This is a genomic window from Pseudomonas sp. GW821-FHT09E12 (assembly GCF_059416085.1).
In genome coordinates, this window is sequence record NZ_JBWKOM010000002.1 from 588,307 (window position 1) to 603,049 (window position 14,743).

Consider the following 14,743-nt stretch of genomic DNA (forward strand, 5'->3'; position numbering starts at 1 on the left):
AGCCGGTCGACGCTCGATTGCTCGCGATGTGGGCGCCGCGCTGTGTCAGGCATGACGCCATCGCGAGCAAGCTCGCTCCTAAAGGTCCCTCAATAAAAACGCACAACAGGTAGCGCCATGAATTTCCAACTGAGCCAAGAACAAGAAATGTTGGTGGATGCGGTTCGCAGCTTCGTCGCCAAGGAACTGCTGCCCCATGAGGAGGCGGTGGACCGCGCCGACGAAGTTCCTGCGGAACTGGCCGCGCAGATTCGCGGCAAGGCCATCGCCGCCGGTTTCTATGCCTTCAACATGCCCGAGGAAGTCGGCGGCGGTGGCCTGGACTATCTGTCCCAGGCGCTGATCGAGCGCGAGCTGTCCAAGTGTTCCTGGGCCCTGCATGTGTTTGTCGCACGGCCGTCGAAGATTCTCATGGCCTGCACCGGCCAGCAGATCGACGACTACCTGCTGCCCTGCATCCAGGGCGAGAAGATCGATTGCTTTGCCCTCACCGAACCGGGCGCCGGTTCCGACGCCAACGCGATCAAGACCCGTGCGGTTCGCGACGGCGATGACTTCATCCTCAATGGCAGCAAGCATTTCATCAGCCACGCCGGGCACGCCGATTTCGCGATTGTCTTTGCCGTGACCGACACCTACGAGCACAACGGTCGCAAGCGCAACGCCGTGACCTCGTTCCTGGTGGACCGCGGCACGCCGGGCCTGACCATTCGCCGCGGGCCCAAATGCGTGAGCAACCGCGGTTACCACACCTTCGAGATGTTCTTCGACGACTGTCGCGTGCCGGCGTCCAAGGTGCTGGGCGAAGTCGGCAAGGGCTGGGAGGTGGCCAATGCCTGGCTCACCGCCGGCCGCGTGATGGTCGCGGCCAACTGTGTCGGCCAGGCCCAGCGCGCGCTGGATGCATCGCTGCAATGGGCGGCGGATCGCCAACAGTTCGGCCAGCCGATCGGCAGCTACCAGGGGGTCTCGTTCAAGCTGGCCGACATGGCCACGCAGATCCGCGCGGCCGAGCTGTTGACCCTGCACACCGCCTGGAAGATGGACCAGGGCAGCATGACCGACGGCGAGGCCGGCATGGCCAAGCTGTTCGCCAGTGAGGTGCTCGGGCGCGTGGCCGACGAAGCGGTGCAGATTTTCGGCGGCATGGGCCTGATGGACGAAGGGCCGGTGGAGCGCATCTGGCGCAACGCGCGGATCGAGCGGATCTGGGAGGGCACCTCGGAGATCCAGCGCCACATCATTTCCCGCGAACTGCTGCGTCCGCTGTTGCGCTGAGCCGCCTGGAGAATGCCCATGTCCCAGATTCTTCGCGACAACCTCAAACGACTGCTCGCACCGCGCCACCTGGCCTTTGTCGGGGGGCGCAGCATGGCCCGGGCGCTGCGGCGCTGCGCCGAAGGCGGTTTCCAGGGCCCGATGTGGCTGGTCAACCCGCAGCATGCCAGCCTCGAAGGCGTGCCCTGCGTACCCAGCGTGGCCGAGCTGCCCTGTGGTCCGGATGCGGTATTCGTCGCCACCAACCGAGAGCTGACCCTGACCTGCGTCGCCGAGCTGGCGGCCAAGGGCGCGGGCGGGGCGATCTGCTATGCCTCGGGCTTTGCCGAGACCGGCGCCGCGGGCCAGGCCCTGCAACGGCAGCTGCTCGAAGCCGCCGGCAACATGGCCCTGCTGGGCCCCAACTGTTATGGCTTGCTCGACTATCTGCACAATGCGGCGCTGTGGCCGGTGGCCCACGGCGGCCAGCCGGTGGAGAAGGGCGTGGCGGTGCTGACCCAGAGCGGCAACTTTGCCTACAACCTGTCGATGAGCGACCGCTCGTTGCCGGTGGCGTACATGGCCTCGGTGGGTAACCAGGCGCAGCTGGGCATCGCCGAACTGATGGATGTGCTGCTCGACGAGCCGCGGGTGACTGCCATCGGCCTGCACCTGGAAGGTTTGAAAAATGTGCCCGGCTTTGCCAGGGCGGCATACAAGGCGCTGGAGAAGGGTATTCCGATCGTCGCGCTGAAAACCGGGGTGTCGCAGATCGGTGCCGAACTGGCCTTGAGTCACACCAGTTCGCTGTCCGGTTCCGATGCGCTGTACGACAGCCTGTTCGCCCGCCTCGGGGTGATCCGCGTCAGTGGCCCGGTGAGTTTCGTCGAGACGCTCAAGGCCGCCGCCTGCGGCGCGCTGCCGGCGGGCGACAGCCTGGTCGCGCTGGCCTGTTCCGGTGGCGATGCCGGGTTGATCGCCGACTATGCCGAACGCAACGAGCTGAGTCTGGTCAAGTTCGACCCCAGCCAGCGCGCCGAACTGGCCCAGGTGTTGCCGGCTTACGCCAACCTGGTCAACCCGCTGGATTTCACCACCGCAATCTGGGGCGATGGCGAGGCCCTGACCCGCATGCTCGACAGTGCCCTGCGCAGCAGCGCCGACGCGGCCATGCTGGTGCTCGATTACCCGGCGCCATTCACCGGCGAGCGCAAGGAGTGCGACCTGCTGCTGGAGCTCTACTGCGCAGCGCTGGAGCGCCACGGCAAGACCGGTTTCGTCACCTCGGCCTTTCCCGAGCTGTTGCCGGCCAGCGCCCGCGAGCGTTTGCACGCCCGCGGCGTGGCGGCCTTGCAGGGGGTGGAGGACGGGCTGGCGGCCTGGCGCCGCATCGTGCGCTATCAAGCTTCGCGCCAGGCCCTGCTGGATCTTGGCGAGGCGGCGCTGGCGCCGCTGTGTCCGCAGGCCTTGCCGGATTCCTTGTCAGGGGGCGGGCGGCTGCTCGACGAGTGGCAATCGAAACAGGCCTTGCAGGTCTTCGGCCTGCCGATCCCCAGCGGCGTCTTGAGCACCCCGGACGGTGCCCTGCAAGCGGCCCAGGGGCTGGGTTACCCGCTGGTGCTCAAGGCGGTCAGCACGCAGTTGCCGCACAAGACCGAGGTCGGCGCCGTGGCACTGAACCTGGGTTCCCCGGCGGCGTTGAGCGTGGCGCTGGAGCAGATGGGCCGCCGGATCGCCGCCTGCGCCCCGCTGGTGCCGTTCACCCAGGTGCTGCTGGAACCCATGGCCAGTGCGCCGCTGGCCGAGCTGATCGTCGGCATCAAGCGGGAAAACGATTTTGCCCTGGCGCTGGTCATCGGCGCGGGGGGCGTGCTGGTGGAACTGCTCCAGGACAGCCGCAGCCTGTTGCTGCCGACCACCGATGGCGCCATTCGCGCGGCCGTGCTCAGCCTGCGCAGCGCGGTGCTGCTGCAGGGCTTTCGCGGGCGCGAGCCGGCGGACCTCGACGCGCTGGTGGCGGCGATCCGCGCGGTGGCGGACTACGCCTGCGAAAACGCCGGGCAGTTGCTCGAACTCGATGTGAACCCATTGTTGGTCGGTGCCCGGGGCACCCTTGCGGTCGATGCGTTGATACGCCTCGGCCACGCCTGAGGAGATGAACATGCACAGCACTACCTTGACCGGCGGCCAGGCCCTGGTACGCCTGCTCGCCAATTACGGTGTCGATACGGTATTCGGCATCCCCGGCGTACACACGCTGGAGCTGTATCGCGGCCTGCCCGGCAGCGGCATCCGCCATGTCCTGACCCGTCACGAGCAGGGCGCGGGCTTCATGGCCGACGGCTACGCCCGGGTCAGTGGCAAGCCGGGGGTGTGTTTCGTCATCACCGGTCCCGGCGTGACCAATGTCGCGACCGCCATCGGCCAGGCCTACGCCGACTCGATCCCGATGCTGGTGATTTCCAGCGTCAACCACACCGCCAGCCTCGGCAAGGGTTGGGGCTGCCTGCACGAAACCCAGGACCAGCGGGCGATGACCGCGCCGATCACCGCGTTCTCCGCGGTGGCCCTGAGTGCCGAGGACCTGCCCGAGCTGATTGCCCGCGCCTACGCGGTGTTCGACAGCGAGCGCCCGCGGCCGGTGCATATCTCGGTGCCGCTGGATGTGCTGGCGGCGCCAGTGGCCCGGGACTGGAGCACTGAAGTGCGGCGCTGCCCGGGCCGCGGCGTACCGGCGGCGCAGGCCCTGGACCAGGCGGCGGCCAGGCTGCAGGCCGCCCGGCGGCCGATGATCATCGCCGGCGGCGGCGCGCTCGATGCGGCGCAGGAACTGCAACAGCTCAGCACGCGCCTGGCCGCGCCGTTTTTCAGCAGTGTCGCCGGCAAGGGATTGCTGGCGCCTGATGCCCCGCTGAACGCCGGTTCGACCCTGTGTGTCGAGCCTGGCTGGCAACTGATCGGCGAAGCCGATGTGGTGCTGGCCGTGGGCACCGAGATGGCCGACACCGACTATTGGCGCGAGCGCCTGCCGCTGAATGCCGAGCTGCTGCGGGTGGACATCGACCTGCGCAAGTTCAATGACTTCTATCCCTGTGCGCTGGCCTTGCAGGGCGACGCCCGGCAGACGGTCGCGGCCTTGTTGCAGCGCCTGGAGCCAACGCCCCGGGACGCGACGGCGGCCATCGAGGCGGTGGCGCGGCTGCGCGCGGCGGTACGCGCCGGCCATGGCCCCCTGCAGTTGATCCACCAGGTGATTCTCGAACGGGTGGCCGCGGAGCTGCCGGAGCAGGCCTTTGTCAGCAGCGACATGACCCAGCTGGCCTACACCGGCAACTACCTGTTCGCCAGCCGGGCGCCGCGCAGCTGGTTGCACCCGACCGGCTACGGCACCCTGGGTTATGGGCTGCCGGCGGGGATCGGCGCCAAGTTCGGCGCGCCGCAGCGGCCCGGGCTGGTGCTGGTCGGCGATGGTGGCCTGCTGTACACCGCGCAGGAGCTGGCGACCGCCGTCGAGGAGCTGGACAGCCCGCTGGTGATCCTGTTGTGGAACAACGACGCACTGGGGCAGATCCGCGACGACATGCTGGGCCTGGATATCGAGCCGATCGGCGTGTTGCCGCGCAATCCGGATTTCGCCGCACTGGGCCGCGCCTTCGGTTGCACCGTGGCCCAGCCGCAGAGCCTGGAGCAATTGCAGAACGAGTTGCGCAGCGGCTTTCGCCGCAACGGCGTGACCCTGATCGAACTCAAGCACGCCTGCGCGCGCTGACCCTCAACGCTTTTTGCGGGGACTCTTACCATGCGTTTTTCCGATCTGACTCAACGTATCGCCGGCGACGGTGCCGCCGCCTGGGGCATTCACTACCGGGCCCTGGCCAAGCAGGAGCAGGGTGAAGACATCCTGCTGCTGTCGGTCGGCGACCCGGATTTCGACACCCCGGCGCCGATCGTGCAGGCGGCCATCGACAGCCTGCTGTCCGGCAATACCCATTACACCGACGTGCGAGGCAAGCGCAGCCTGCGCGAAAGCATTGCCCGGCGGCACCGCCAGCGCAGCGGCCAGCAGGTCGGCGCCGATCAGGTGATGGTGCTGGCCGGTGCCCAATGCGCGCTGTTCAGCGTTGCCCAGTGCCTGCTCGATCCGGGCGACGAGGTGCTGGTCGCCGAGCCGATGTATGTCACCTATGAAGCGGTGTTCGGTGCATGCGGCGCCGTGGTGGTGCCGGTGCCGGTGCGCTCCGAGAACGGCTTTCGGGTGTTGCCCGAGGACGTCGCCGCGCGCATTACCCCGCGTACCCGGGCCATGGCGCTGAACAGCCCGCACAATCCGTCGGGCGCCAGCTTGCCGCGCAGCACCTGGCAGGCCCTGGCCGAGTTGTGTATCAAGCATGACCTGTGGCTGATTTCCGATGAGGTCTACAGCGAGCTGCTGTTCGACGGCGAGCACATCAGCCCGGCCAGCCTGGCGGGCATGGCCGAGCGTACGGCGACCCTCAACAGCCTGTCGAAATCCCATGCCATGACGGGGTGGCGGCTGGGCTGGGTGGTCGCGCCGCCGGCGCTGGCGGCGCACCTGGAAAACCTCGCCCTGTGCATGCTCTACGGCTCGCCGGAATTTATCCAGGATGCCGCCGTGGTCGCCCTGGACAGCGGTTTGCCGGAGCTGGACGCGATGCGCGAGGCCTATCGCCAGCGCCGCGACCTGGTCTGTGAATGCCTGGCCGATTGCCCCGGCGTGCGCGCGCTGAAACCCGATGGCGGGATGTTCGTGATGGTCGATATCCGCGAAACCGGGCTCAGCGCCCAGGCGTTCGCCGATCGCCTGCTGGAACGCCATGGGGTGTCAGTGCTGGCCGGTGAGGCCTTCGGCCCAAGCGCCGCCGGGCATATCCGCCTGGGGCTGGTCCTCGGTGCGGCGCCACTGCGCGAGGCCTGCCAGCGGATCGCCCGCTGTGCCCGTGAGTTGCTGGAGGCTGCGATCGATGCGTGATTACAGCCGACTATTCATCGATGGGGCCTGGCGCCTGCCGTCGGGGCAGGGCAGGGCCGAGGTCACCGACCCGGCCACCGAGCAAGTGGTCGGTAGGGTCCCTCTGGGCGACGAACGCGATGTCGATAACGCCGTGGCCGCGGCCCGGCGCGCCTTCGGCCCATGGTCGCGAACACCGTCGGCGGTGCGTGCCGGTTATATCCGGGCGCTGGCCGGGCAGCTACGCCAGCGCGCCGGCGAGATGGCCGCGCTGATTACCGCCGAGCTGGGCATGCCGGTGCAGTGGTGCCGCGCGGTGCAGGTCGACGGGCCGATCGTCGGGTTGGAGCAGTACGTCGAACTCGCCGGGGCGATGGACGAAGTGCGCGAGGTCGGCAACTCGCTGGTGGTCCGCGAACCCGTGGGCGTCTGCGCCTTTATCAATCCCTGGAACTATCCGTTGCATCAACTGATCGGCAAGCTCGCGCCGGCCTTGGCGGCGGGCTGCACGGTGGTGCTCAAGCCGAGCCAGGAAACGCCGCTGCATGCTTTTCTGCTGGCTGAAATGATCGAGGCCATCGGCCTGCCGGCCGGGGTGTTCAACCTGGTCAGCGGGCCGGGCTCGAAGGTCGGCGAAGCCCTGGCCCGGCACCCGGACGTCGACATGCTGTCGTTCACCGGCTCCACCGGCGCCGGGGTGCGTGTGGCCCAGGCCGCGGCGCCGTCGGTGAAGCGGGTGTGCCTGGAGCTGGGCGGCAAGTCGCCGCTGTTGATCGGCGAGGATGCCGACCTGGCCGCGGCGGTGCGTTATGGCGTGCAGGACGTGATGATCAACTCCGGCCAGACCTGCACCGCGCTGACTCGCATGCTGCTGCCGGCCAGGCGTTATGCCGAGGCGCTGGAGCTGGCGGTGGAAGAGGCGCGGAGCCTGCGCATGGGCGACCCTCGGGACCCGCAGAGTTTTCTCGGGCCGATGTGCTCGGCCTCCCAGCGTCACACCGTTGAGGCCTACATCCAGCTCGGCGAGCAGGAAGGCGCGCGCCTGCTGTGGGGCGGTGCGGCGCAGTACGAGCGGGGCCATTATGTCGCGCCGACCCTGTTCGCCGATGTCGACAACCGCATGCGCATCGCCCAGGAGGAAATCTTCGGCCCGGTGCTGTGCCTGATTCCCTATGCCGACGAGGCCCAGGCCGTCGCCCTGGCCAACGATTCGCCGTTCGGCCTGTCCAGCGGGGTCTGGGCCGCCCGCCCCGAGCGCGCCCTGGGCCTGGCCCGGCAACTGCGCGCCGGGCAGTGCTTCATCAACGGCGCGGCGTTCAACTACCAGGCGCCGTTCGGTGGCTATAAACAGTCCGGCAACGGTCGCGAATGGGGCGAGGAGGGCCTGGCCGAGTTTGTCGAAACCAAGGCCATCCAGCGCTGAATCCCGTTACGCCGGTGGCGGGGCACAGAGCTTTGCGCTGTTGTGTCTGGCCATTTGGCTGCACGCTTGATCCCGCCTTGTTGCGCTACCGGGCGGCCGGTTTTTCCGCCCGAACCACGCCTTGCTCATTGGAATATGCCTAAGGAACCTGCCATGAATGTACTGATCGTCCACGCCCACCCCGAGCCGCAATCCTTTACCGCCGCCCTGCGTGACCAGGCGCTGCGCACCCTCGAGGCCCAGGGGCATCAGGTGCAGGTCAGCGACCTGTACGCGATGCACTGGAACCCGGTGGCCAGTGCCGCCGATTTTTCCTCACGGGAGAATCCCGACTACCTGGTGTACGCGCTGGAACAACGCCTGGGGGTGAAAAGCCAGTCGATCGCCGCGGACATCCGCCAGGAGCTCGACAAGCTGCTGTGGGCGGACTTGTTGATCCTGAATTTTCCGATCTTCTGGTTTTCGGCGCCGGCGATCCTCAAGGGCTGGATCGACCGGGTGCTGGTGTCCGGGATCTGCTATGGCGGCAAGCGTTTCTACGACCAGGGCGGCCTGAGCGGCAAGAAGGCGCTGGTCAGCGTGACCCTGGGCGGTCGCGAGCACATGTTTGGCGAGGGGGCGATTCACGGGCCGCTGAACGACATGCTGCGGCCGATCCTGCGCGGCACCCTGGCCTATGTCGGGTTCGAGGTGCTGGAGCCCTTCGTCGCCTGGCATGTGCCTTACATCAGCGATCAGGCCCGCGAGGAGTTCCTGGTGGCTTACCGGCGCCGACTGGAGCAGCTCGCTGACGACCTGCCGATTGAATTTCCACGGTTGTCACAGTTCGACGAGGCGCTGTACCCGCTCGGCTGACGAGGCCCGGGCGCCCAGGCAGATGGCTGTCCGTCGGTTCGTGCAACCGGGAAACCAGGGGCCTGGAGTAACCTGACAGGCAGCACTTCGCCCGGGCCGAATCGGAGGACAGGGCATGAATGATGAGTCCCGCGAGCAGGGCGAGCCGTTCAAGCGGCTGTTCTTCGCCTTGCCCTGCACCGCCGCCCAACGCCGGGCCATTGCCCAGTGGCGCAGCGCCCTGGGGCTCAGGAGCGGCCGGCCGGTGCCGGCGGAAAACTTTCATTTGACCCTGATGTTCCTGGGCTCGGTCACCGTGGCGCAGATTCCGCGGATCTGCGCCGCGGCGGCGAACGTGCGAACGCCCGGTGAGGCGCTGCACGTCCCGCTCGACCGCCTGGAGGTCTGGCGCCGGGCCGGGGTCTTGTTGCTGGCGCCGGCACAGGCGCCGCTGGCGTTGCGTCAGCTGGTGTATGCCTTGCAGGAAGCGCTGCTGCCCCTTGGGTTGGTCGATTCGCCGCGGGAGTTTCGCCCACACTTGACCTTGATGCGCGACTATCGGGCGCCAGTGCCCGAGTCCCAGACCCCTGCGGATTTTCAGCTGAGTGCCCGGCACTTTGCCCTGTACGAGTCGCATAAGGGCCGTTATCGGCCGCTGGCCGAATGGGCGCTGGCGCGGTGACGCTCGGGGCAGCCCTGTCGACAGGTTCGCCGGTCAGCCGAAATCCGAGTGCCTCGGGGCCTGCACGTTATAGTTGATGAGGCCGAATCAATGGGAGGAGGACATGCGCCAGATCGTCAGCAAAGAGCCGTGGTGGGCCGCGCCGCCGAAACCGGGCCAGGATGAGTCCGAGCTGGACTGGGGCTGGCTGGTCACTTACAACGAGGGCGAGCCACGCTTCGAGTTCGTCAAGGAGCGCCCTTCGGAGCAGGAGATCCGTCAGCGCAAGAGTTGCCGGACCACGCCGTCCGAGTAGCCGGTCGGCGCGGAGGGCAATCTTGCGCGACCCTCACTGCTTGTAGCCGATCTGCCGCAGCAGGTTCTTGCGCCACAGGATGTCGTCGTCGCCTTCCAGGCCCTTGGCGCAGAAGCCATCCACCACCCCCAGCACCGCCCGGCCCTGCGCCGTTTCAGCGAGAATCACCTGGCTCGGGTTGGCGGTCGCGCAGAAAATGCGGCACACCTCAGGCACCATCTTCAGGGTGTTGAGCACGTTCAACGGATAAAAACCGTCGCCAAGAAACACGATAAAGCTATGGCCGGCGGCGATCGCCTGGGCGTTCTTTTGCGCCAGCGCGATCATCGTCGGATCGCTGCCGGACCAGCGCACCAGGCATTGGCCGGAGGCTTCGCAAAAGGCCAGGCCAAAGGCGATGTTCGGCACGCTGGCGACCAGGGCTTCGTGGATGTCCTCGACGGACTTGATGAAGTGGGTCTGGCCGAAAATGAAGTTGGTGGCTTCCGGCTTGTCGATGTTCACGCTGATCAATTGCATCTCGAACCACTCCTTGCCGATGTCGCGCGGCGCTGGGGGGCGTTGACGGAAAAGGGGGCGCCCGTCGTAGCCCGTTATCGGCGAGGCGGGATTGCTTCCAGCAACAGATCAAGCATAGCCACACATCGAGCCGCCACGCTGGTCCCTGACCGTCAGCGCCTAGAACTTGGCGTAATTCAATGCGTCGACAATCAGCGAGCCACCCACGCCGGTCAGCGACAGAAGCAGGGCGCGCACCAGTGGTTCTTGCGAGTAACTTGAGAAGGCTCCGGTATGGAGGTCGTTTATGCGTCCGCGGATCAGTTCGAGCTTGTTGTAGACCGGTGTGTTGTCGGTGATTTCCAGCAGGTAGTCATCGAGGCGCCGTAATGCTGCGCCACGCGCTTTTTCTGCGGCACGGCGCAGCGACAGCGCGGAAGCCAGCAATATCAGGGTGGTCAGCAGGAAAGAAATGACGATGCTGGGCGGTGTCGGCCAGTTGTCGAACACACTGTTGCGCGACGCAATCAGGATCAACATGACCACCGTCGGGGCATAGATCAGGCGATTGACAGTGGCCGTGCGTTTGGCGATCAGTTGCATGTCCACCCAATCGTCGATGCAGGGGTGCAAAGCAACACCGAAGAGCCTCTGGTGCTCCTCGCGTAATTCTTTTGGCCAGATCGCGTAATGCTTGCTCAGGTTGCGGATGAACCGCGTCAGCAGGCGATTGGCATCCACCACCCAGAACACCAGCAACTGGAAGGCCAGGGTGGGCAGCAGCCAGTTCCATATCCAGATCGATGAATCGCCTCGAGTGGGAGCGCCTTCCATTGGCCAGAGCACGAAGAGCGCGCTGGTGGCGACGATGAATATCCAGGTGGCGAGGAGGGCGCGCAACATTCGGGCACCGAAGGTGCCACCCACACAGTGCTCCTTCCAGAAGCGAGTGACGAAAATGATCCCGCGCTTGTCTGCGCCATAGGGCAGGACCGCAGTTATCAGTCGCTGATGCAGGCTCCAGTCGCGATTGTTGGCTGAGAGCGGGACCAGGATCAGGAACAGGCAGCGTCCCAGCGCGGCGCGCCACTTTTGCAGAGTCGTGCCCTTTTCTCGGTGAACGAGGCGCAGTAGCAGCCCCCATAGGTTCATCTGCAGCTTGCTCATGTACCGGTCCAGGTGGTAGGCCTTTTCGATCTCGATACTGTTGATGCGCAGGGTGCGCCAACCCCAGGCCAGCGCCGTGATCGAGATGACCACGGCGAGCAGGCGCAGGGCCACGGTGGGCCAGGCGCTGATGCCCTCGAACAGGAACATCGGCTCGCCCAGCCCATCCTCCGTCAATACCCGCCGGATCTGGTACATCCACAGCAAGGCCAGGACGAATACCACGATCGGTACCACGACGTACCACGCCGAGGCGTCGAACAAGCCACTGCTTGCAGGAGCGGGGACCTGTCCGGGTTGCGCTGGTTGGGGCTGATGACGGCGGATAAGTTCCGAGCAAACGATGCCCAACAGGATCAGTACGAAGGCGGTCCACATGAACTCCACGCGCCAGAACCGCATGGCGAGCCACGCCGACAGTCCGGACACCACATACAGCGTCAGCGGGATACTGTGCACCCAGGCTGGCAGTTTGCCGTCTCTGGATTGCGCATAGGTCCACCACCAGCCGAGGAGGATCGCCAATACCAACAGGATGAACGTCAGCGGCCCGGCCCAGAAAAACGACTGTTTTTCATCGAGCTTGTCGCGTATCGACTGAGAGAGTTCGGGATAAGGAGGGGGCGACGGATCCTGCAGGCAGCGCAACGCCATGAGGTCATGTGTTGCTTGCCGGGTCTGGCCGGGTGCGGCGCAATCCTTGGGGCGTTCGGCACTCTGCTTGTTTGACAGGGGGATGAAGCCGCTGATGCCCACCTCATAGATGCCCGGCGAAAGCAGCTCCGATTTGGAGTAGTCGAACTTCGCCCGCTTGGCCTCGTAGTCCTGTGGTGCCTGGGCAGCCAGAACCGCGATGAACACGGCGCTTTGCAGACTCTCGCGAAACGGCGGCACATCCTGTTGCAGGGCGCGTGTCAGCGTGAGCCCGTAGGGTGCTGCCAGGACCAGGTTGCGCGTGGTCTGGGCCTGCCCGCGCTGGAGCATGCGCGCATCAAGGTTGGTGGAGAAAAACACCTTGTTCGGCATCCGCCCCTTGAGGGCCTGTAGCACCAGCAGCTTGTCGTAGGTATCGGCCCCCAGCACGCCGATGGCGCCGATACCGCTGGTGCCTTCGCGGCGATAGGCTTCGTCCTCGCGCGCGATATGGTCGGCGAGGCGCCGCAGGTAATCGAGCTGGGAATTGCCGTCGGACTTCTCCAGCGGGCTCAGATCCAGGGTGTTCTTGTCCTTGCTGTTTTTATTGTCGTCGCTACCAGGCGCCTTGTTGCCGCTGGCGACCTCCTCTGGCAAACGCCCGTCCACGCCTCGCAGGTAACTGAAGCGCAATACCCAGTCATTGACCGCCGCCTGGTCTTTGCTGTCGATGCCGGCATCCTGGGCAACCTGCGATTTGAAACTCTCGCTCAGTGCGCGGCTGTAGAAACTGTCCCACTCGGAGACCAGCGCAATGCGACTGGGGCGCTGCCAGCCGCCAGAGCCGCAGCGGGTTCCGACCCGCAGCAATGCTCCTTGGCTGCATCCCATACCCGCAACTGGATCCACATGGCGCAGCTTCAGTTCGTCTAGAAGCAGGCGTGTCATGACGCCGTCGTCGCTGACAGTACGCAGCAGTTTCATGGAGCGTTTCGGCGCCGCTGGTGTTTGCTGCTGGGAGGTTGCTTCGCCGGGCGAGGGCTTGTCCAGGGCATGCATCAATGTGTCGTAATCAGCGGTGGCCAGGGGGGAGTAAATCTCGATATCGGGCTTGGCGTGGCCGTTGGCTTCGTCCCGATACATATCGAGCAGGACTTTCGAGGTGGAGGGGCCGATGACTTTCAGCAGTGTCGGCTTCGGGCAGCTTTCTTGGGATGGGCAAGCCGAGGGAATCTCTTTCTGCAGGGTGAGGCGCAATGTTTCGAGTTGTTGTAGCGGGTTCGAACCAAGAAGCTCCTGCTTTACCCAGAGCAGTATGGTCTGGGCGGATGGGCGCGGTCTGTCCTGTATGTCCCTGGGTGGGTCGAATGGATTGGCGATGAAGGTTTCATAGGGGATTTCTACGCGCTTCAGCTTGCCTTGCGCATCGGTTTGCAGCTCGCCTGACAGGTCGTCGGCAAGGGCCAGGCAACGGATGTGCTGCTCGTCCTCGGGCACCATGCGCGAGTTTTTGACCCCGGCCAGGATTGCATAACGAATGCGCCGGCGCATTTCCACTTCATCAGCGTATGGGCCGCCTTCGACCAGCGCCACCATGAGTTGGGGAGGCTCTGCCGGTTGTTGCGTTTTTTTTTCGTCCAGGACCGCTGGCGTAACGACAACAAGATCGGAACTGCATTCAAAGTCATTACTTGGGGGCTTGTTACCCTCCTTGAACTTTTTGCGATAACGCTCGAGCGCATCGAACGGGTCCTGCCACAGGCGCGCTTCTATCGGTGGTTGCGCCTGGAATTGTGCGCCGATGGGGCGTGGTTCGAGGAAAGGCTCGCGAGTGAGGGCGAAGGTCGAGACGACCAGACTGAGGATGAGGGCGCTACCGGGTAACCAGAGGACGAGGTTGTTACCTGAGCCATTGCTGTTATCCATGGTCTTTTCCCCCTTCCTTAGGTGTAGGGCCGACCGCTATGCATAGGTATAGCCCCCGGATCAGGCTTTATCTACCGGCCTCCCGACCCTGTAGGGAGGGCGCCGCTGGGCCAAACGAGCGTGCTTTCAAGCGGCCTGGGGCGCGCGAGCAATTGGGCCGCTGACCGGTGGCTTCATGCTGGGGGCGGGAACAGGATCGGCGGTCATGCGGCGGGGGCGCAAGGCTGCTATTCCTTCCCTTGGGACAATCGTTTCAGACCAGACGGAATGCGGGTCGATACCGATGCGTGGCCGTGGTCAAGGTGCCTGCCAGGTGCGCGCGCAGAACAACGGGCGCCAGTTTCGCTGGAGGTGCCAAATGTTATTCATTGTCAGCTGGTCAATCAGTCCCGAGCGTCGTAACAGTGCGATCGAGCGATTTCTCAAGACCGGTGGGGCGCCACCCGCAGGGGTGAGCATGTTGGGGCGCTGGCATGCCGTTGGCGGCATGACGGGGTTTGGGATCGCGGAAACCAGCGATCTCGCGCTGATGCAGAAATGGGTGCTTGAGTGGAGCGACCTGCTGCGCATGGAAGTGCACCCGGCGTTGACCGATGAACAGGCCGCGCCGCTATTGGCGGCAGCGCTTGGCAGGTAACGGGCAAGCAGACCGTTGGCGATCCGCCGAGGGCTGTCTGCCTCGGCCAATATACGGGGTAACGCTGTTTGTCGGCGTGCCCCGGCCATTCACGAAGTGGAGGTTGTCATGCCAAAGTTCGTCATTGAGCGCGAGATGCCGGAAGCCGGGGCGCTTACGCCGCAGGATCTGCAACAGATCTCGCAAAAATCCTGCAAGGTTATCAGTGAGCTGGGGTCGCAAGTGCAGTGGCTGCATAGCTACGTCACGGGCGACAAGATCTATTGTGTCTATATCTCCCCGGACGAGGAACTCGTCAGGGAGCACGCCAGGCTAGGCGGTTTTCCGGCGGACCGGGTATCGCGAGTCACCTCAATCATCGATCCGACGACGGCGGAGTAGGGGCTGCCACCGAGGTTCGCGCGCCAACAGCTAAGGAGGTT

12 protein-coding genes are annotated in these 14,743 nt (G+C 65.4%); 10 read left to right on the plus strand and 2 right to left on the minus strand.

The window, feature by feature from the left end:
* Window positions 1-117: 117 nt before the first annotated feature.
* The 8 genes from AC07PQ_RS07790 to AC07PQ_RS07825 all read left to right on the plus strand — a co-directional run bounded on the left by AC07PQ_RS07790 (window position 118) and on the right by AC07PQ_RS07825 (window position 9,460).
* Entirely contained in the window at window positions 118-1,278 is a 1,161-nt protein-coding gene (locus tag AC07PQ_RS07790) for an acyl-CoA dehydrogenase family protein (protein WP_493184946.1), read from the plus strand.
* A 27-nt stretch (window positions 1,279-1,305) separates the two neighbouring features.
* A complete protein-coding gene (locus AC07PQ_RS07795) occupies window positions 1,306-3,408 on the plus strand; it encodes an acetate--CoA ligase family protein (RefSeq protein ID WP_493185316.1) in 2,103 nt (700 codons plus the stop codon).
* A 10-nt stretch (window positions 3,409-3,418) separates the two neighbouring features.
* Window positions 3,419-5,026, plus strand: a complete 1,608-nt coding sequence (locus AC07PQ_RS07800; protein ID WP_493184945.1) for a 5-guanidino-2-oxopentanoate decarboxylase — start codon at window positions 3,419-3,421, stop codon at window positions 5,024-5,026.
* A gap of 30 nt (window positions 5,027-5,056) precedes the next feature.
* Window positions 5,057-6,247, plus strand: a complete 1,191-nt coding sequence (locus AC07PQ_RS07805; RefSeq protein ID WP_101337716.1) for a pyridoxal phosphate-dependent aminotransferase — start codon at window positions 5,057-5,059, stop codon at window positions 6,245-6,247.
* Window positions 6,240-7,649: an aldehyde dehydrogenase family protein gene (locus AC07PQ_RS07810; RefSeq protein WP_007931886.1), complete on the plus strand. Its 1,410-nt coding sequence runs from the start codon at window positions 6,240-6,242 to the stop codon at window positions 7,647-7,649. Before AC07PQ_RS07805 ends, AC07PQ_RS07810 begins: the two co-directional genes overlap by 8 nt.
* A gap of 153 nt (window positions 7,650-7,802) precedes the next feature.
* Window positions 7,803-8,504, plus strand: a complete 702-nt coding sequence (locus tag AC07PQ_RS07815; protein WP_493184944.1) for an NAD(P)H-dependent oxidoreductase — start codon at window positions 7,803-7,805, stop codon at window positions 8,502-8,504.
* Between the two features lie 115 nt (window positions 8,505-8,619).
* A complete protein-coding gene (gene thpR, locus AC07PQ_RS07820; RefSeq protein ID WP_493184943.1) occupies window positions 8,620-9,165 on the plus strand; it encodes an RNA 2',3'-cyclic phosphodiesterase in 546 nt (181 codons plus the stop codon).
* A gap of 103 nt (window positions 9,166-9,268) precedes the next feature.
* The gene (locus AC07PQ_RS07825) at window positions 9,269-9,460 is read left to right on the plus strand and encodes a hypothetical protein (protein WP_007931882.1); all 192 of its coding nucleotides are present in this window, start codon (window positions 9,269-9,271) and stop codon (window positions 9,458-9,460) included.
* A gap of 33 nt (window positions 9,461-9,493) precedes the next feature.
* Here AC07PQ_RS07825 and AC07PQ_RS07830 read toward each other — a convergent pair whose 3' ends face one another.
* Together AC07PQ_RS07830 and AC07PQ_RS07835 are read right to left on the minus strand one after the other, a co-directional pair.
* The gene (locus AC07PQ_RS07830; protein ID WP_007931881.1) at window positions 9,494-9,979 is read right to left on the minus strand and encodes an adenosine-specific kinase; all 486 of its coding nucleotides are present in this window, start codon (window positions 9,977-9,979) and stop codon (window positions 9,494-9,496) included.
* A gap of 159 nt (window positions 9,980-10,138) precedes the next feature.
* On the minus strand, window positions 10,139-13,684 hold the full coding sequence (locus tag AC07PQ_RS07835; protein ID WP_493184942.1) for a hypothetical protein: 3,546 nt from the start codon (window positions 13,682-13,684) through the stop codon (window positions 10,139-10,141).
* A 358-nt stretch (window positions 13,685-14,042) separates the two neighbouring features.
* On the opposite strand from AC07PQ_RS07835, the gene AC07PQ_RS07840 reads away from it, so the two are divergent.
* Both AC07PQ_RS07840 and AC07PQ_RS07845 read left to right on the plus strand, forming a co-directional pair.
* Window positions 14,043-14,321 (plus strand): DUF3303 domain-containing protein, encoded by a 279-nt coding sequence (locus tag AC07PQ_RS07840; protein ID WP_007931878.1) that lies wholly within the window; start codon window positions 14,043-14,045, stop codon window positions 14,319-14,321.
* A gap of 108 nt (window positions 14,322-14,429) precedes the next feature.
* Window positions 14,430-14,702 carry a DUF4242 domain-containing protein gene (locus tag AC07PQ_RS07845; protein ID WP_007931876.1) on the plus strand — a complete coding sequence of 91 codons (273 nt, stop codon included), beginning with the start codon at window positions 14,430-14,432 and terminating at the stop codon, window positions 14,700-14,702.
* Window positions 14,703-14,743 lie beyond the last annotated feature (41 nt).

What these genes read in the sequence shown, in the direction of transcription:
- AC07PQ_RS07825 (WP_007931882.1), top strand. Translation starts at nt 9,269, where the DNA reads ATGCGCCAGATCGTCAGCAAAGAGCCGTGGTGGGCCGCGCCGCCGAAA.
- AC07PQ_RS07790 (WP_493184946.1), top strand. Translation starts at nt 118, where the DNA reads ATGAATTTCCAACTGAGCCAAGAACAAGAAATGTTGGTGGATGCGGTT.
- AC07PQ_RS07810 (WP_007931886.1), top strand. Translation starts at nt 6,240, where the DNA reads ATGCGTGATTACAGCCGACTATTCATCGATGGGGCCTGGCGCCTGCCG.
- AC07PQ_RS07815 (WP_493184944.1), top strand. Translation starts at nt 7,803, where the DNA reads ATGAATGTACTGATCGTCCACGCCCACCCCGAGCCGCAATCCTTTACC.
- thpR (WP_493184943.1), top strand. Translation starts at nt 8,620, where the DNA reads ATGAATGATGAGTCCCGCGAGCAGGGCGAGCCGTTCAAGCGGCTGTTC.
- AC07PQ_RS07800 (WP_493184945.1), top strand. Translation starts at nt 3,419, where the DNA reads ATGCACAGCACTACCTTGACCGGCGGCCAGGCCCTGGTACGCCTGCTC.
- AC07PQ_RS07830 (WP_007931881.1), bottom strand. Translation starts at nt 9,979, where the DNA reads ATGCAATTGATCAGCGTGAACATCGACAAGCCGGAAGCCACCAACTTC.
- AC07PQ_RS07845 (WP_007931876.1), top strand. Translation starts at nt 14,430, where the DNA reads ATGCCAAAGTTCGTCATTGAGCGCGAGATGCCGGAAGCCGGGGCGCTT.
- AC07PQ_RS07835 (WP_493184942.1), bottom strand. Translation starts at nt 13,684, where the DNA reads ATGGATAACAGCAATGGCTCAGGTAACAACCTCGTCCTCTGGTTACCC.
- AC07PQ_RS07840 (WP_007931878.1), top strand. Translation starts at nt 14,043, where the DNA reads ATGTTATTCATTGTCAGCTGGTCAATCAGTCCCGAGCGTCGTAACAGT.
- AC07PQ_RS07805 (WP_101337716.1), top strand. Translation starts at nt 5,057, where the DNA reads ATGCGTTTTTCCGATCTGACTCAACGTATCGCCGGCGACGGTGCCGCC.